Genomic DNA, 16176 nt, shown 5'->3' on the forward strand with positions numbered 1-16176 from the left:
GACACTGCGTCGACGGGTGCGCCACTCGCGCCTCAGAAGGCGTATTTCGCGCCAACGTTCACCAGCACGCCGCGCATGCCGCCCGTGCCGAAGCTCTTCTGATACGACACACGACCGTACAGCGAGAAGCTCGCGCCCTGCACGCTGTTCACCCCCAGCGAGAACATCATCGAATCGCCGTACCTTCCGGTCTGGAACATCGCGTCGCTGACCTGAACGCTGGTGCCGCCCACGAACGCGTGGATGACGTCGAACCCGAAGTACGGCGTGATGCGTCCGGTGCTGACATCGAAGGGACGCGTGAGCCGCACGCCAAGCCGCCCGGTGAACTGGTTCTGTGAGCCGATGTTGACGGAGAGTCCATCGGCATCGGTCACGTTGTCGAAGCCGAGGTGCTGGCCGACGAACTGCAACTGAGGTTCGAGATTCATGCCATACGCGAGCGCCAGCGGATACCCGGCCTCGATGGACGCCGCGTAACTATTGCCCCGCATCGGCGCGACATCGCCGCGCGCCTCGGTCGTGGTGCGCCCGTTGAACCAGCCGACCGACGCAATGCCGTCCACGTACCAGCCCTGCTGGCTCTGATACGTCCCATAGCCGTACAGACGATAAACGCTCGCGCGCGTGGTACTCGGTCCGTCGATGGCGTTCGGCTCGTAATGCAGCCATCCCATCGAGCCGGCCGCACCGAAGCGCCACGTGCCGTTGTCGGTGAAATGCTTGAAGAGATTGCCGCCGATCTGAATCGCACCGTAGTCGGCGTTCATGTCGTAGCCGAACGCCTGAAAGCTCTGGTTGGAGCGGTACTTGAAGCTGCCGCCGTAACCGCGCATGAACATCTCACCCGGTCCGCGATCGCGGCCGAGGATCCGGTCGTCGCGCACTTCGCCCAGACGTCGGTGCAACGAATCGATATCCGTCATCCCCGCTTGCAGGAAGGCCGCCGGTGCGCTCAGATAAGACGCCACCTGCGGCGCCACCTCGCGCCGCGCGTCCGGGGGCACCGGCTCGTCGACACCGCCCCCGGGGTTGCCCGGCTCCTCGGGGTCGACGCCACCGCCAGGCGACACGTAAGCGCTCTGCAACCGGTAGTCCCAATATCCCGCGCCAGTACTGACAAGGTTCTGCGTCGGGTCGGCCGCCCCATGTGCCGAACCGGGACCGTAGGCGTAGATCCGGTATTCGTACGGCGAATTCGGTGCGACCACGTAGCCACCCGGCAGACTGAACGCGTTGAACGTCGATGTCCCTGCCACCTGCACCAGCGAAATCCCTTCGTTGTTGGTAATCACCCCGCTGGGCGACGTCAGCGCGCCCGGGCTGCCCGTCGTCGGCCTGATACGCAGCGTCGTCGTGCCGATCGCGCTGCCCTGAATGAGCAGACGGTCGGTGTACTGATTCGACAGCGCGCCGCCTTCGTTCAGATACGTGTTGAGCGCGACCGCGCCACTACCGCCGGTGTACCCGTTGCCGATCGTCACATTGCGATACGACCCTTGGCTGGTCGGCGCGGAGGTGAGCAACGCCGTCACCGGAAAATCGATCAGGCTGTTGGCATTGTTCAGCTCGGTGACGTTGGACGACGCCGTCACATGCCAGACGCTGTTGTTGCTCAGGTTCACGACCGACGTGCTGCTGCTGTCCGTGTAAATACGTCCCGTGATGGTCGAGTTGCTGGCGTCGAGATTGAGCGTCGCTCCCAAACCGGAGCGGGCCGATGCATTGATCGCACCACCACCGCCGCTCAGCGTCGAGTTCGTCAGATTGACGTTGGCGATGCCGCCGTAGATCCACAACGCGACGCCGTTGTCCGACGTCACCGTCGTGTCCTGCAAGGTCATGTTGTAGCCGCCCGCGCGCAACGGGGCGGCGATGCCTGCGCGCGACACGGCGGTCAGCGCGGGCGATGGAACATCGCTGCCGAGATCCGTCGGCGCAGCGGGGACCGGTGTGTCGATGGCGAACGGCGGTGCCGGATCGGACGACGGGAGCAACGGGGTCGTCGCGGGCAGCGTCGGCAGGCCCGGCGTCGGGGCCGATATCAGGACACCGCTTAGCGTCTGCGGTGCGTCGAACACGATGGCCGCCGTGCCAGCGCCTGTGCTACGTATCGTCGCGCCAGTCGCATTGAATATGCCGCCGTTCTGGATGCGCACGGCGTACGCGTTGGTCCCAGCCGTGGTGATCGACGTCCCCGCGCCGGTCGCGCTGCTACGCAGCAGGTTGACCGTCCCCGCGTTGGCGTAGATGCCGTAAGTGCTCGCCTGATCGGTCGTGATGGCGCCACCGGCAAAGTTGGTCGTGCTACCCGTCCACCCATAAATGCCGTAGGCCTGCGTGCCGTGCGTGGCGATGGCGAAGTCGGAGAGATTCACCGTCGCCGCGCCGCTGCCGGAAAGCAGACCGTAGGCCGTTTGTCCCTGCGTGGTGATCGAACCGCCGTTCAGCGTGGCCGTCGTGCTGCCGGAGATCCACATGCCATAGGCGGAGGTGCCTTGCGTGTTCACCGCGACCTGCGATCCAGTGACGGTCGACGTGCCGTTCACGAGCAAGCCGTAGGTCGAGTTCTGCGTGGTCGAAAGACTCAACCGGTTCAGATTGCCGTTCGCCGTACCGATGCGCACGGCGTGGCTGCCCGCGCCGGTCGTGCTGACGGTCACGGTGCCGGGTGTGTTGGGGTCGGTGTTCGTGTTCAGCGTGCCGCCCGACTCTGCGTTCAGTCCGAGATTGCCTGCCACCGCAGTCGTGATGGTCGAGTTGCCATTGATGTTGGCGATAGAGCCGTTGTACACCTGCACACCGCCCGCGCCTGCCCCGGTGCCCGTACCGACCGCACCGTTCGACGTCACCGTCGAGTTCGTGAGCGTGATGTTGCTGCCGCCCCAGGAACGCACGCCCCAGCTGTCCTGACCGTTCACGGTGATCGACGTGTCGCTCAGATTGATGGTCGACGATGCGCCGTAGGGGCGCATGCCGTCGGCCTTCAGGCCCGTGGTCACAATCGTCACATTGGCACCGGTCAGTACCGAGCTGCCTTGCGACGATTCAGGCATGTAGACGCCGTGCACCTGCTCGCCGACACCGGTCAGCAGCACGCCCGCCTGACTCGCCACGATATTGACGGTGCCGTTCGCGATGTAAAGCGCGTCGTTCGGCGCACCCGCGCGGTAGTCCGATGTCACCGCCACGACGCCGGGAACACCGAGATTCGGATTGATCGTGACGCTCGCGCCGCGAAACACCGAGATCCCGGCACCGCCGAGTTGTGCCGGATACGGCGGCACAGGGTGAATCGTCACACTCCCCTGAATCACACCGACCGGCACGACATTGCCGTCGTAATACTGCTCGTAAGTGAGCGTGGTGCCGGAGACGATTTCGGGCAGCGGATAGGTCTGCGCGTGGGCAGCACCAGCGAGAAGAAAGACCAGAGAAACCGCCGTCGCGAGGGAACGGCGACGGGGTAAGCATTCGTGCTTGGCGTGAGTCACTCTACCTCCTGGGGGATGGAGTCAAGCAGACACATCAGTAGCAATACGAAGCATTGGAAGCGCAGCATCTCAGAGGACGCTTGAGTAAACACTAAACCAATCGCATCGAAAACTACAACACGCTCACGCATCGATACGCCGACATTTCAGCGCGTATCGAGAACTAACTATTTAAATCATCGAATCCGGTTTTCTTTTCGTAATTTTAATTACCGAAATGTTGCTTTCTCGCGCATGTGGTGCGCCTGACATCGTCATGCCCACGTCGTGAATCACGTCTTGGCGGTCTCCATGATCCGTGCATTCCACTGCGGCAGCCACTCCAGCAGAAATTGCGCGAACCCTTCCGCCGCTGGCGACGGCGCGCGCGACACCGGTCGGTAAACACACACTTGCCGAATCGTTTCGGGCGAGATCACACGACGCATCAGCAAACCGAACGGATGGGCAAGCGCCGCCACATAGCCGGGTGTCAGCGTCGCGGCCAATCCCTGCGAGGCGACGCCGAGCGCCGTCGTCACGTTGTCGACGACATCGATGGACGTGATGCGCGCGTCGGGCGGCGCAGACTGACGCATCTGCGCGACGCTGCGCTCGTGATCGCGACCGGCGGCGACGAGCGGCGTGTCGCGCAGGTCAGTCCATCGCACGCGCTTGCGACGCGCAAGCGGATGCTCCGGCGCGCACCACAACACCCACGGGCTATCGAACGCGGGCGTACCGGCCACATGCGCCCCCGTCGCGCGATTCGGACCGATGGCAATGTCGAGATCGCCATTGGCGACATGATCGATGAGCGCATCGACGGGGGTATCGACCACACGCACCACAACCTTCGGCCGCGAGGCGGCGTATTCGCGAATCGCAGCGGGCAGTGCCATGCTGGCCAGCACCAGCGGTGCACCGACACGCACGATGCCTGCGGCGCGGTTGCGCAAGTCGTCGGCCGTTTTCTCGGCCGCCTGCACGTAACGCAGCACCGACTCGGCGGACGCCAGAAAATCGCGCCCGGCGCTGGAAAGCGCGACGCGCCGCGTGGTGCGGTCGAAGATGCGAAAACCGAGTACCGACTCCAGCTCGGCGACCAACTGACTGATGGCGGAGGACGTGAGTCCCAGGCGATTGCCCGCCTCGGCAAAGCTATGCAATTCGGCGATGGCCACCAGTGCTTCGAACTGGCGCAGCGTGACACGGGTCAGGGGCATGGCGTTTCGATTATCAAGTTTCACTTACGAATGGACCAGAATCGATTGATTGTTCCGTAAAGGGGCGTCGCCCACAATCGATTTTCAAAATTCCCCCGTGAACCGAAGATCGAGACGGAGCGAGCCTCATGTTTTCCCATGTCGACGCCTATCCTGGCGACCCCATCCTCAGCCTGAACGAAGCCTTCGGTCAGGATCCCCGCCAGCACAAGGTCAACCTGTCCATCGGCATCTACTTCGACGACGACGGTCGTCTGCCGGTCATGCAGGCCGTGCGCGATGCCGAGTCGGCAGTGCTCGCCGACATTGGCCCGCGCCCCTATCTCCCGATGGCGGGCACCCCGGCGTACCGCGACGCCGTGCAAGCGCTCGTCTTTGGGGATCAGAACGCTGCACGGCGCGAACAGCGCATCGCCACCTTGCAGACGCTGGGCGGCGGCGGCGCGTTGCGTGTCGGGGCCGATTTTCTGAAACGCTACTTCCCCGAGAGCACCCTCTGGATCAGCGATCCGAGCTGGGACAACCATCGCGTGGTGTTCGAGAGCGCCGGATTCCCGGTGCAGTCCTACCCCTATTACGACGACGCCACTGGCGGCCTGCGCTTCGACGCCATGATGGACAAACTGTCCTCGCTGCCGCCGCAGAGCATCGTGCTGCTGCATGCGTGCTGCCACAACCCGACCGGCGTCGACCTGTCGCAGGCGCAGTGGGAAGCACTCGTGCCGGTGCTGCGCGAGCGCGGGCTCATCGCATTTGTCGATATGGCGTATCAGGGGTTCGGCGACGGGCTCGACGCCGACGCCTTCGCAGTTCGCGCGCTGACCGACGCAGGTGTGCCGACGGTCGTCGCCAACTCCTTCTCGAAGAACTTCTCGCTGTACGGTGAGCGCTGCGGCGCGTTGTCGGTGGTTTGCGCCACGGCAGACGAAGCCTCGCGTGTGTTCGGCCAGCTGATGGGCACCGTGCGCGCGAACTACAGCAATCCGCCGACGCATGGTGCGCGGCTCGTTGCGCAAGTGCTGACGACGCCGTCGCTGCGCAGTGCGTGGCAGACCGAACTCGACGGCATGCGCACGCGCATCGCAGCGATGCGCGAGCAGATTCATGCGCGTCTGGCACCGCACGTGACCGGCGAGAAACTGTCGCGCTACATCGCGCAGCGCGGCATGTTCACGTACACGGGCCTGTCGGCCGCGCAGGCGGACACATTGCGCGAGACGCACGGTGTCTATGTGCTGCGCTCGGGACGCATGTGCGTCGCGGGCCTGAACACGCGCAACGTCGACACCGTCGCGCACGCCATCGCACAGGTGCTCACGCAGCGCTGACCGGGCATTGGCGCGGCGCGCATGCTCGCCGAAGAACGCCAAAAAGCATGCGCAACACATAAAACAACGAACGGAGACTTCATGAACACTGCAACGGCTGCCGACGCCCATATTCGCGGGCACTCGACTTCCCACACCTGGCGCGCGGTGATATCGGCGTCCATCGGTAACGCGCTCGAATGGTTCGATCTGGTCGTGTACGGTTTCTTCGCCGTCACGATTTCGAAACTGTTCTTCCCCACGCACGACGACACGACCTCGCTGCTACTCACGCTCGGCACGTTCGGCGTGTCGTTCTTCATGCGGCCGCTGGGCGCGATTGTGATCGGCGTCTATGCAGATCGACGGGGACGTCGTGAAGCGCTGACGCTCACGATTTTGCTGATGATGGCGGGCACGGCGATCATCGCTTTCATGCCGACCTACGAGACCATCGGTTTGCTCGCACCGGCCGGTATTGTGCTGGCGCGCATGATTCAGGGCTTCTCGGCGGGCGGTGAGTTCGGCAGTGCCACCGCGTTCCTCGCCGAACACGCACCGCAACGGCGCGGCTTCTTCGCAAGCTTTCAGGTCGCGAGTCAGGGGCTGACGACGCTGCTGGCAGCGGGCTTCGGTGCAGTGCTGACGAGCACGTTGACCCCGGATCAGATGATGAGCTGGGGCTGGCGCGTGCCGTTCCTGTTCGGCTTGCTGATCGGCCCGGTGGCGTATTACATCCGCCGTCACGTGAGCGAGACGCCGGAGTTTCTGGAATCTGAACCGACACAAACACCGCTGCGCGACACCCTGAGTCATCAGAAGATGCGTCTGTTGCTGGCGGTCGGCGCGGTCGTCGTCGCCACGGTCTCGACGTATCTGGTGCTGTACATGCCGACGTACGCCATCAAGCAACTGGGCCTGCCTGCGTCAGTGGCATTCGCGGCGACGGTCGCAACGGGGATCGTGCAGATGTTCCTGTCGCCGGTTGTCGGCGCGTGGTCGGACCGTGTGGGACGCGCCAAACCGATGATGATCGCCGCCGCGCTTCTGCTCGTGACGATCTGGCCGATGTTCTGGTTGCTGTCGACGCACCCGAGCTTCGGCGTGATGCTGGCGTTGCAGACGGTGCTGGGCGTACTGATGACGATGTACTTCGCGCCGCTCCCTGCACTGGCCTCGGAGATCTTCCCGGTGAAGACACGCACGACGGGTCTGTCGCTGTCGTACAACCTGTCGGTGACGTTCTTCGGCGGCTTCGCCCCGTTCATTCTGACCTGGCTGATCACCGCGACGGGCAGCAAACTGGCCCCGAGCTTCTACATGATGGCCGCGGCCGCCGTGGGACTGATGGCGCTGAGTCAGGTGTACCGCCACACGGGCGTGCGCTGATCAGCGCGCGTCATCCGAACCCATAAGAAAGGGGCACCGAGGTGCCCCTTCTTTTATGCCCTGCTAGCGACGAACGACTTACTGCGGGTACAACCCATGCACCCGACCGAACAATCGGGTCAGGCCCAGCAGCGCATCGATGTTCGGGGTCGGAACGCTCACCCGCTGGCCGATCTCGCGCACAACGCTAACCAGTGCATCGAGTTCGATGGGACGATTCGCTTCCACGTCCTGCAACATCGACGTCTTGAACGCCCCCAGCTTTGCCGTCACCTGATGCCGGTCTTCCGGCGACTGGTCGATGGCGCATCCGATCTTCGCACCAATGGCCGCTGCCTCACGCATCGCCGCCGAGCAGAAATCGCGCACCAGCGGGTCGTCGAGCAACCGGTCGATGGTCGCGCCCGTGATCGCCGATACCGGATTCATCGTCAGATTGCCCCAGAGCTTGTACCAGATGTCCAGACGCACGTTCTCCGACGCCTTCGCCTCGAACCCCGCGCGCTCAAGCAACGCCGCCAGACGCTGCACGCGATCGCTCGCACCGCCTCCCGGCTCGCCGATAATCAGCCCGCGGCCCATCTTGTGATCGACCAGCCCCGGCTCCGGCGTCGAAGCACTCGCGTGCACCACGCAACCGATCACGTTCGCCAGCGGAATCGCCGCACCGATTGCGCCGTCCGGATCGATGCTCGTCAGCGTCGCATCGCCAAACCCTGGTACGCCCTGACAGAACCACCACGGCACGCCGTTCATCGCGGGCAATACGAGCGTTTGCGGGCCGAGCAACGGCACCACCGACGCCGCGACCTGCGCCAGCGCCGGCCCCTTCACCGCGATCACGACCAGATCCTGCTCGCCAAGCTTCGCAGCGTCTTCCAACGGATGCGCCGCCGCCACCGGGCCGGTCGCCAGCGTCTCGCCCTGCTTGTCGCCCTGCCTGACCCGCCAGCCCCGCTCGCGCAATGCGGCCAGCGTCGCGCCACGCGCCAGCGCGCTGACCTGCGCTTCGCCCGTCGCCGCGAGTCGTTGCCCGATCAGTCCACCGATGGCGCCCGCGCCAATGATCGTCACCTTCATCCGTTCACTCCGGTTGATGTGCCGCGAGACGATAGTTCTCCTTGAATCGCTCCGGCACACGTTCGTCAAAACCCAGCGCCACACGGCGCACTTCCGGACTGTCGCCCGGCGGATGTCCCACACCGAGCGCCGCCGCACGCGGCGCATCGATCTGCACGACCCGCCCGGACAGCCTTCCCAATCCCGTAATCTCGCACTCCACCAGATCGCCCGCATCCACCGAACGCGAGTGGCACGGCGTGCCCATCAGAATGACGTCGCCCGGCATCAGCGTGATGTGACGCGCAATGTCCGCAATCACGTAATGCGGGCCCCAGATCGTCTCGTCGCCGATATGCGCTTCCTGCACGACGCGTCCGTTGCGATAGGTGCGCAACGTCTGTTCGAACAGATTCACGCCTCGCACGATACCCGGTCCGATGGGCAGCAGCGTGTCCGCGCCCTTCACCCGCAGCATCGACCCCTGATCGGTGTCACGAAAGTCCTGCAAGCCCATGTCCAGCGCCGGGCAGAAGCCCTCGATGTAATCCCATGCTTCGTCCGGCAGCACGTTGCGACACGTGCGCCCGATCACCACGGCATACTCGCTTTCGTAGTTCAGATACCGGCAATCCGTCGGCTTCAGAATCTGGCCGTCATGGCCGTTCAGCGACGTCGTCGGCTTCATGAAGTACGTCGGCGTGTCGGTGGGCTTGGGCTTGTTGCGCGTCTCCATGCTACGAGAGCGATAGGAGATGTGCACGGCGATGATCTTCGACGGATTCACCGGCGGCAGATGCGTCACCGTTTGCGGGTCGACAAGACGTCCATCGTCGAGCCGGAGCATGCCCTGCGCTTCTCCCGTCTCTTCGACCATCGTGCCCCAGTACGCGCTGCCACCCAGCAGAATATGGCGACGCTCGACACGCGGCCCGCGCATCACCGCAGGCAATTCACGCAACGGAAATTCGAAATCCATGATGTCGCCTCGTCAGATCGTATCGAACCAGATATGCACGTTGCCCGTGCCGCGCGCGTTCTCGTAGTCGGACAGCACCGTGCCCGCGCTACGGCATTCGGCCCCGCCGAGCGCACCGACCATCTGCAAGTAGTGCGCGCCGTGCGCTTCCCACGGACGCTTCCGGTAGTCCGTATCCCAGTCCGCCAGAATCCGGTCGTGACGTCCCTCGCGAAACGCTTCGATGGCGCGCTTGTCGCTCTCGATGTTCTCCGGACGCGACACATTGCTCTCGTGAAAGATGCGCGGATGATTCGGCTTCCAGTCGATGCCGTTGAACTTGTGACTCAGCGCACCGGACGCGAGCATCACCACCCGCAGATCGCTGCGGCGAATCGCCTCGCCGATCACTTCGCCCGATTGCAGGAAATGCTGCGTCTCGCAGTTCTGGCACGAGCTCACGGTGACGATCGGCCATGCGTCGAGACGCATCTGTTTGATGACGTTGATCGTAGGGTAATGCCGCGCGAGATCCGGATGTTGTACTGCGCGCGCACGCACGCCACGCTCACGCGCCACACCGTCGATGGCGAGTGCCAGCTCCGGGTGCCCGCGATAGTCGTACGGCACGCCGTGCAGATACCACGGCATCTCGTCCGACGTGTACATGCCCGAGTAACGCGCGCCGCCGTCGACCAGGTGATAGCCGGTCGTGAACCAGTGCGAATCGAAAATCATGACGACGTCCGGACGCACCGCTTCAATGCGTTCGCGAACCCGCGCATAACCGGGAATCAGGTCCGAATCCGCACCCGCGCCCTGCAACACGCGAAACTCCTCACACTGCATCAGGCCGGGGTGATGCGACACCAGCGCCGCGCCAACGATCTGTCCCATGCTGCTCTCCTCTTGTCCCGTTGTCTTGCTGATTGTTTTGACGATGTGACCGCGCGCCATCAGCGATGGCTGAAGCTCGCCTTGAACGGCTGTTTCGGTACGACGACATCCTTCACGTCGCAGAAGAATTCAAAGCTCCAGTCGCCGCCTTCGCGTCCGACGCCCGAGCGTTTGATGCCGCCGAACGGCGCGGCCAGATCGCGAATGCCAAAGCTGTTGATCCAGATGAAACCCGTGCGCACACGCTCGGCAATCGCAATGGCATGCGCCTCCTCGCCGTAGCAAACGCCGCCCAGCCCGTAGTCGGTGCCGTTGGCCATGCCGACGACTTCATCGTCGCTCGCAAACGTTTGCAGCGTGAGCACCGGGCCGAAGACTTCCTGCTGCACGATCTCGTCGTGCTGGCGCAGATCGGTGAGCAGGGTCGGCGCGAAGTACTGCGCACCGAAGTCATGTCGCGTGCCGCCCCACAGCAGGCGAGCGCCGCCCGCGACCGCTCGTTCGACGAACCCCTGCACACGCTCCAACTGACGCATATGGATGATCGGCCCGACTTCGGTCACGGCGTCGCGCGGATCGCCCACGACGAGACGCCCGACGACCTCGCGCAGCTTTTCGATGAACGCAGGAGCCACGTCCGCATGCACGAGCAGACGCGTCCCCGCGAGGCACACCTGTCCGGCGTTGCGGTACATCAGTGCGGCGGTGGCGGCAGCGGCATCGAGATCGGCGTCGGCCAGCACGATGAACGCCGACTTACCACCGAGTTCGAGGCTGCACGGCACCAAGTTGTCGGCGGCCGTCTTCGCAATCCATTTGGCCGTGGCCACCGACCCGGTGAACGAGATACGCGCGAGCCTTGCATCGCTGACCAGCGCCGCCCCGGTCTGCGCGCCCGAGCCCTGCAACAGGTTGAAGACCCCCGGCGGCAATCCTGCCTCATGCGCGCAATCCGCCAGCAGCGACGACGTCAGCGGGGCCCACTCGGGCGCTTTGAGCACCACCGTGTTGCCGGACGCCAACGCCGGGCCAATCTTCCACGTCGCCAGCATCAACGGCGAATTCCACGGCGTGATGATGGCCACGACACCGGCCGGATCGTGACGCACGAGGTGGCGTGCCTGCGGTGTCTCGATCACGCGGTCCTGCAACGTCAGCGCGTGCTCGGCGAACCATGTGATGTTTTGCATGGCGCGCGGCACGACGCCGTGTGCCATACGCGAGCGCAGCACGCCAGCGTCTGCGCTCTCCAACGTGGCGAACGCGTCGGCGCGTCGGCCGATGGCGTCGGCGAAGCGCTGAAGATACGGCTGACGTTGCGCCGCGCTCAGCGCCGCCCATGCGGGAAACGCCAGCGAGGCCGACGTCACCGCCGCATCGACATGCCCGAGGTTGCCGCTGGCGATATTGCCCAAATGCGTTTGGTCGATGGGCGAGACGCACTCGAACGTCTCCGCCGACGCCACGCGGCGGCCATCGATGTAGTGGTCGGGCGACACCGACACACCGGCGACGTCAAGACGGGTATCACTCATGCCTTGTCTCCAAACTTCGCGGCCAGCGCGCGGCTCGCGTTGGCGAGCAACGTGGTGTCGATACCGACAGCGATGAACGTCACCCCGAGGTCGAGGTAATGTTTCGCCAGCGTCTCGTCGACACACAGAATGCCCGCCGCCTTACCTGCGCGACGAATGCGTGCGATGCCATCTTCGATGGCTTTGCGCACTTCGGGGTGAGTGGCCTGCCCGAGATAGCCCATCGACGCGGCGAGGTCGGCCGGACCGATGAACACGCCGTGTACGCCGTCGACGGCAGCAATCTCTTCGACCTGCGCGAGTGCATCGGCCGTCTCCACCTGAACGAGCAGGCACGTCGTGTCATTCGCCGCGTGCAGATAGTCCTCGTAGCGATTCCAGCGCGACGAGCGCGCCAGCCCGCTGCCTACACCACGCATGCCCTGCGGCGGATAACGCGTGGCGCTCGCGAGATCGCGCGCCATCGCGGCGGACTCGACCATCGGTACGAGCACCGTCGTTGCGCCGATTTCCAGCACTTGCTTGATGAGGGCCGCATCGCCGTGCGGAAGACGCACGACCGGGTGCACGGGGTACGGTGCGATGGCCTGCAACGTCGCCAGCATCGTGCGCAGATCGTTGGGCGCGTGCTCGCCGTCGATCACGAGCCAGTCGAACCCGCTGCCCGCGCACAATTCAGCGGCGTACGGCGTGGCGAGTCCCATCCACAGGCCGATCCGACGCTCGCCTCGTGCGAGCGCCTGACGAAAGGTATTCGGAGGTGTTTTCATGACGGGGGATTCCTGATGTGAGGGGCGCTCGGATGTAGTGAATGGCCGCATCCGAGTGCAAAAGAAGCGTCAGATGAAGCGCACACCGATGGCGCCGAGCGGACCGTAGTCCGCATGGAAGACGTCGCCCGCTGTGCAAGCCACCGGTCGCGTGAACGAGCCCGCCAGCACGATCTCGCCCGCTTGCAACCCTTCGTCGAATGCGCCCAGCTTGTTGGCGAGCCATGCAATGCCGTTGCCCGGATGGTTCAGCACGGCGGCACTCAACCCGGACTCTTCGATCACGCCGTTGCGATACAGCAGCGCGCCCGCCCAGCGCAGGTCGATGGCATCCGGTTTGACGGGGCGCCCGCCGAGAATCACGGCGGCGTTCGCCGCGTTGTCGGCAATCGTGTCGAAGACTTTGCGCGGCGCTTTGGTGTCGCGGTCGAACAGCTCGATACGACCGTCGATCAGTTCCAGCGCGGGTGTCACCCAGGCGGTGGCGCCGAGCACGTCGAACAGCGTCACGCCCGGGCCTTTGAGCGGCTTGGCGAGAATGAACGCCAGCTCCACTTCGAGACGCGGCACGATGAAGCGCGACGCCTCCAGCGTTGCGCCGTCGGCGACCAGCATGTCGTCGAGCAGCGTGCCGTGATCGGGTTCGGTGATCTGGGCGGCGACCTGCATGGCACGCGACGTCAGCCCGATCTTGTGCCCGATCACGCGACGCCCCTCGGCGAACTTCAGCGTGAGCCACGCCTGCGAAATCGCATAACTGTCGGCAATCGTCATCTCGGGATAACGGCGGGAAAACTGCATCACCGGCTTGCGGCTACGCTCGGCTTCGTGCAGTTCGCGGGCAAGGGCCTGATGGGTCGAGGCGTCGAGCTTCGGCATCGCGGGGGTCTCCGTTGTCGGCATCGTCTTGAATAGTCCCCCATTCTTGCCGTCACGCGAGCCACGAACAATCAATCGATTTTGGGCGAGTGATAAGCAAAACTGGATAATCCGATATCGCCCTTTAACCCCCACCTACCGTGCGGTTGTGGTGCTGAAGCCACAGTCTCAATCGACCGTTGAAGAAAACACGGAGGTGGTGTTTGTCATCGCTTCTTCCCGTTTCCGTCCGACATTGCACGATATCTCGGCGCAATGTCGCGCATTTCTCCCTGCTTCCCCGACTGCCAGCGTCGCTACGCAATGCCTTTCCGCCAATACCGACAGACGTTCGCCGACACCCATTAAAAATGAGAGTGATTTGCATTTATAATCCGCGTCGCTTTATTACAACGTCTTACTCATAACAATCCGCACGCCGCAGATGTGCTTGTCGTCACGCGCACATCGCTCAGCGGCCTCGCTCGCCACCGCCCGAAGTTACGAAGGTCTGCCAAGATGAAGATGTCTGCTAGTCGCCGTGCCGCTGTTCCTGCCGCTATTTCTGCCACTGTTCCCTCCCGTCGTCTGCAACGCCTGCCCCGCGCGACCGCCTGCGCCGCCGCATTGCTGATGGCCACGCTGGGTGCAGCGCACGCGCAACAAGCCACGTCGGCGGCCGAAGCCAAGGCCGACGTCGAACTCGGTGCAGTGAACGTCTCCGGCGACTGGCTCGGCACCGGCCTCGACAACAGCGCGAAGACCTTCCCCGGCGCACGCACGGTCGTGAAGAAGGAGCAGATCGAAGAGTCCGGTGCGACGAGCATCGGCGACGTCATGCGCCGCATCCCGGGCGTGCAAGCGAGCGACAACTCCGGCACGGCGGGCAGCGCCATCTCGCTGAACATCGGGGTACGCGGCCTCACCGGCCGATACTCGCCGCGCTCGACGGTGCTGCTCGATGGCATTCCGATGGCCGTCGCGCCTTACGGTCAGCCGCAGTTGTCGTTCGCGCCGGTGAGCCTGTTCAACATTGAGAGCATCGACGTCGTGCGCAGCGGCGGTGCCGTTCGCTACGGCCCGCAAAACGTGGGCGGCGTGATCAACTTCAAGACGCGTTCGATCCCGAACACGCCGGGCCTGACCGCCGACGCCACCGTGCGCGAGAACATCTACACGGCGGGTGGCGGCGCGAACACGCAGTACGGTGCGTTCCTCGGCACGCAGATGGACAACGGTCTCGGTCTGGCGTTGCTGTACTCGGGCATGGTCGGACGCGACTGGCGCAAGGGCAGCGACGAGCACGTGAACGACGTCGCACTCAAGTGGCGCTATGACATCACGCCCAGCCAGCAGGTGTACGGCAAGCTCTCGTACTACGACGTGAAATCGAAGACGCCGGGCGGCCTGAGCGTCGCGCAGTTCAATGCGGATCCGTTCCAGAACACGCGTCCTAACGACTACTGGAGCGGCAATCGCACGGGGCTCGACTTCGGCTATCTGAATACGATCTCGGAGACGCAGGAATTCGAGATTCGCACGTTCTACAACTCGAGCTACCGTCAGAGCACGCTCATCAATGCAGCCGGTACGTCGACGACGCATCAGCCGCGCAACTACGAGACGTTCGGCATCGAGCCGCGCTTCACGCAGCGTCTGTTCTTCGGCCCGACCGCGCACGACGTCACCGTGGGTTATCGCTACATCCACGAGCGTGGCGACGACAACAACTGGACGACGACGCTCGCCACCGGCAAGAACTCGGCCACGCAAACGTTCAACAACTACACCAGCGCGAACGCGTTCTACATCGACGACCGCATGGCGTGGGGCAATTGGCGCTTCACGCCGGGTCTGCGTTACGAATTCATCAATTCGCAACGTGTCGACAACGCCTCGGGGGCGACCTTCCGTTCGGACAACAACAAGGCGTTGCCGTCGGTGAACCTGTCGTATCTCGTGAACAGCGCGTGGACGGTGTTCGCAGACTACAGCACGTCGTTCGGCCCGGTGCAGAACACACAGTTGAACTCGATGTCGGCCACGAACCCACTGGAGCCGGAACTGGCGCGCACGTATGAAATCGGTACGCGCTGGACGGACAATCGCTGGAAGGCTGAACTGACGGCGTTCAAGATGAAGTTCGACAACCAGATTCTGCAGGTGCCCGGCTCAAACCCGGCCGTCTTCCAGAACATCGGTGCGACGGACCACGACGGCATCGAAACCGCCATCGACTACACGTTCGATCGCGACAGCGTTCTGCGCGGCCTGAACGTCTACGCCAACTTCACGTTCACGCGGGCAATTCAGAAGTCCGGCGCGACCTCGGGTATGGACGTGCCGTTCTACTCGCGCTTCACCGACACCCTTGGCGCGCGCTACGCGATCGGCCAGTGGACGTTCAACGTCTCCACCACGCATCAAAGCTCGCAGTACTCGGATCTGGCGAACACTGAAGCGGAATCCGCCGACGGCAGCAACGGCAAGGTGCCGGGCTTCCGCGTGTGGAACCTGCAGGCGAGCTACAAGATCCCGTTCTACAAGAACGCCGATGTCACCGTGGGTCTGAACAACGTGTTCGACAAGCGCTTTTACACGCGTAACGTCGATGGCAACGCGGGCCGTATGGTCGGCGCACCGCGCATGGTCTACGTGCAAGGGCACTTCGGATTCTGATCGACGTTTGCCGACGTAAGCACAA

The 16176-nt window shown here is 63.9% G+C and carries 11 protein-coding genes; 3 read left to right on the forward strand and 8 right to left on the reverse strand.

The genetic code is table 11. The annotated features are described in order from the left end of the window. Nucleotides 1-32: 32 nt before the first annotated feature. Nucleotides 33-3494: an autotransporter family protein gene (locus NTU39_RS25190; RefSeq protein ID WP_150666814.1), complete on the reverse strand. Its 3462-nt coding sequence runs from the start codon at nt 3492-3494 to the stop codon at nt 33-35. A 272-nt stretch (nt 3495-3766) separates the two neighbouring features. Next, a complete protein-coding gene (locus NTU39_RS25195; RefSeq protein ID WP_150666813.1) occupies nt 3767-4699 on the reverse strand; it encodes a LysR family transcriptional regulator in 933 nt (310 codons plus the stop codon). Nucleotides 4700-4827: 128 nt separating this feature from the next. On the opposite strand from NTU39_RS25195, the gene NTU39_RS25200 reads away from it, so the two are divergent. Beyond that, entirely contained in the window at nt 4828-6027 is a 1200-nt protein-coding gene (locus tag NTU39_RS25200) for an amino acid aminotransferase (protein ID WP_257958819.1), read from the forward strand. Nucleotides 6028-6108: 81 nt separating this feature from the next. After that, the gene (locus tag NTU39_RS25205) at nt 6109-7395 is read left to right on the forward strand and encodes an MFS transporter (protein ID WP_150666811.1); all 1287 of its coding nucleotides are present in this window, start codon (nt 6109-6111) and stop codon (nt 7393-7395) included. A gap of 78 nt (nt 7396-7473) precedes the next feature. Here the strand turns inward: NTU39_RS25205 and NTU39_RS25210 are convergent, their stop codons facing one another. The 6 genes from NTU39_RS25210 to hpaH form a co-directional block, all read right to left on the reverse strand. Beyond that, nucleotides 7474-8475 carry a 2-dehydropantoate 2-reductase gene (locus NTU39_RS25210; protein WP_257958820.1) on the reverse strand — a complete coding sequence of 334 codons (1002 nt, stop codon included), beginning with the start codon at nt 8473-8475 and terminating at the stop codon, nt 7474-7476. 4 nt (nt 8476-8479) lie between these two features. Further along, nucleotides 8480-9433 carry a fumarylacetoacetate hydrolase family protein gene (locus tag NTU39_RS25215; protein WP_150666809.1) on the reverse strand — a complete coding sequence of 318 codons (954 nt, stop codon included), beginning with the start codon at nt 9431-9433 and terminating at the stop codon, nt 8480-8482. 12 nt (nt 9434-9445) lie between these two features. After that, complete coding sequence (locus NTU39_RS25220) at nt 9446-10309, reverse strand: DODA-type extradiol aromatic ring-opening family dioxygenase (protein WP_150666808.1); 864 nt, start codon at nt 10307-10309, stop codon at nt 9446-9448. Between the two features lie 59 nt (nt 10310-10368). Then, a complete protein-coding gene (locus tag NTU39_RS25225; RefSeq protein ID WP_257958821.1) occupies nt 10369-11844 on the reverse strand; it encodes an aldehyde dehydrogenase family protein in 1476 nt (491 codons plus the stop codon). Then, the gene (gene hpaI / locus NTU39_RS25230; protein WP_150666806.1) at nt 11841-12614 is read right to left on the reverse strand and encodes a 4-hydroxy-2-oxoheptanedioate aldolase; all 774 of its coding nucleotides are present in this window, start codon (nt 12612-12614) and stop codon (nt 11841-11843) included. Before hpaI ends, NTU39_RS25225 begins: the two co-directional genes overlap by 4 nt. 69 nt (nt 12615-12683) lie before the next feature. Further along, a complete protein-coding gene (gene hpaH / locus NTU39_RS25235; RefSeq protein WP_257958822.1) occupies nt 12684-13493 on the reverse strand; it encodes a 2-oxo-hept-4-ene-1,7-dioate hydratase in 810 nt (269 codons plus the stop codon). A 498-nt stretch (nt 13494-13991) separates the two neighbouring features. Between hpaH and NTU39_RS25240 the strand changes: the two genes are divergently transcribed. After that, complete coding sequence (locus tag NTU39_RS25240; RefSeq protein WP_257958824.1) at nt 13992-16151, forward strand: TonB-dependent receptor family protein; 2160 nt, start codon at nt 13992-13994, stop codon at nt 16149-16151. The last annotated feature ends 25 nt before the right edge of the window (nt 16152-16176 follow it).

The sequence above is a fragment of the Pandoraea commovens genome, assembly GCF_024704525.1.
Classification (GTDB): Bacteria; Pseudomonadota; Gammaproteobacteria; order Burkholderiales; family Burkholderiaceae; genus Pandoraea; species Pandoraea commovens.

What these genes read in the sequence shown, in the direction of transcription:
- NTU39_RS25195 (WP_150666813.1), bottom strand. Translation starts at nt 4,699, where the DNA reads ATGCCCCTGACCCGTGTCACGCTGCGCCAGTTCGAAGCACTGGTGGCC.
- NTU39_RS25200 (WP_257958819.1), top strand. Translation starts at nt 4,828, where the DNA reads ATGTTTTCCCATGTCGACGCCTATCCTGGCGACCCCATCCTCAGCCTG.
- NTU39_RS25205 (WP_150666811.1), top strand. Translation starts at nt 6,109, where the DNA reads ATGAACACTGCAACGGCTGCCGACGCCCATATTCGCGGGCACTCGACT.
- NTU39_RS25210 (WP_257958820.1), bottom strand. Translation starts at nt 8,475, where the DNA reads ATGAAGGTGACGATCATTGGCGCGGGCGCCATCGGTGGACTGATCGGG.
- NTU39_RS25215 (WP_150666809.1), bottom strand. Translation starts at nt 9,433, where the DNA reads ATGGATTTCGAATTTCCGTTGCGTGAATTGCCTGCGGTGATGCGCGGG.
- NTU39_RS25220 (WP_150666808.1), bottom strand. Translation starts at nt 10,309, where the DNA reads ATGGGACAGATCGTTGGCGCGGCGCTGGTGTCGCATCACCCCGGCCTG.
- NTU39_RS25225 (WP_257958821.1), bottom strand. Translation starts at nt 11,844, where the DNA reads ATGAGTGATACCCGTCTTGACGTCGCCGGTGTGTCGGTGTCGCCCGAC.
- hpaI (WP_150666806.1), bottom strand. Translation starts at nt 12,614, where the DNA reads ATGAAAACACCTCCGAATACCTTTCGTCAGGCGCTCGCACGAGGCGAG.
- hpaH (WP_257958822.1), bottom strand. Translation starts at nt 13,493, where the DNA reads ATGCCGAAGCTCGACGCCTCGACCCATCAGGCCCTTGCCCGCGAACTG.
- NTU39_RS25240 (WP_257958824.1), top strand. Translation starts at nt 13,992, where the DNA reads ATGAAGATGTCTGCTAGTCGCCGTGCCGCTGTTCCTGCCGCTATTTCT.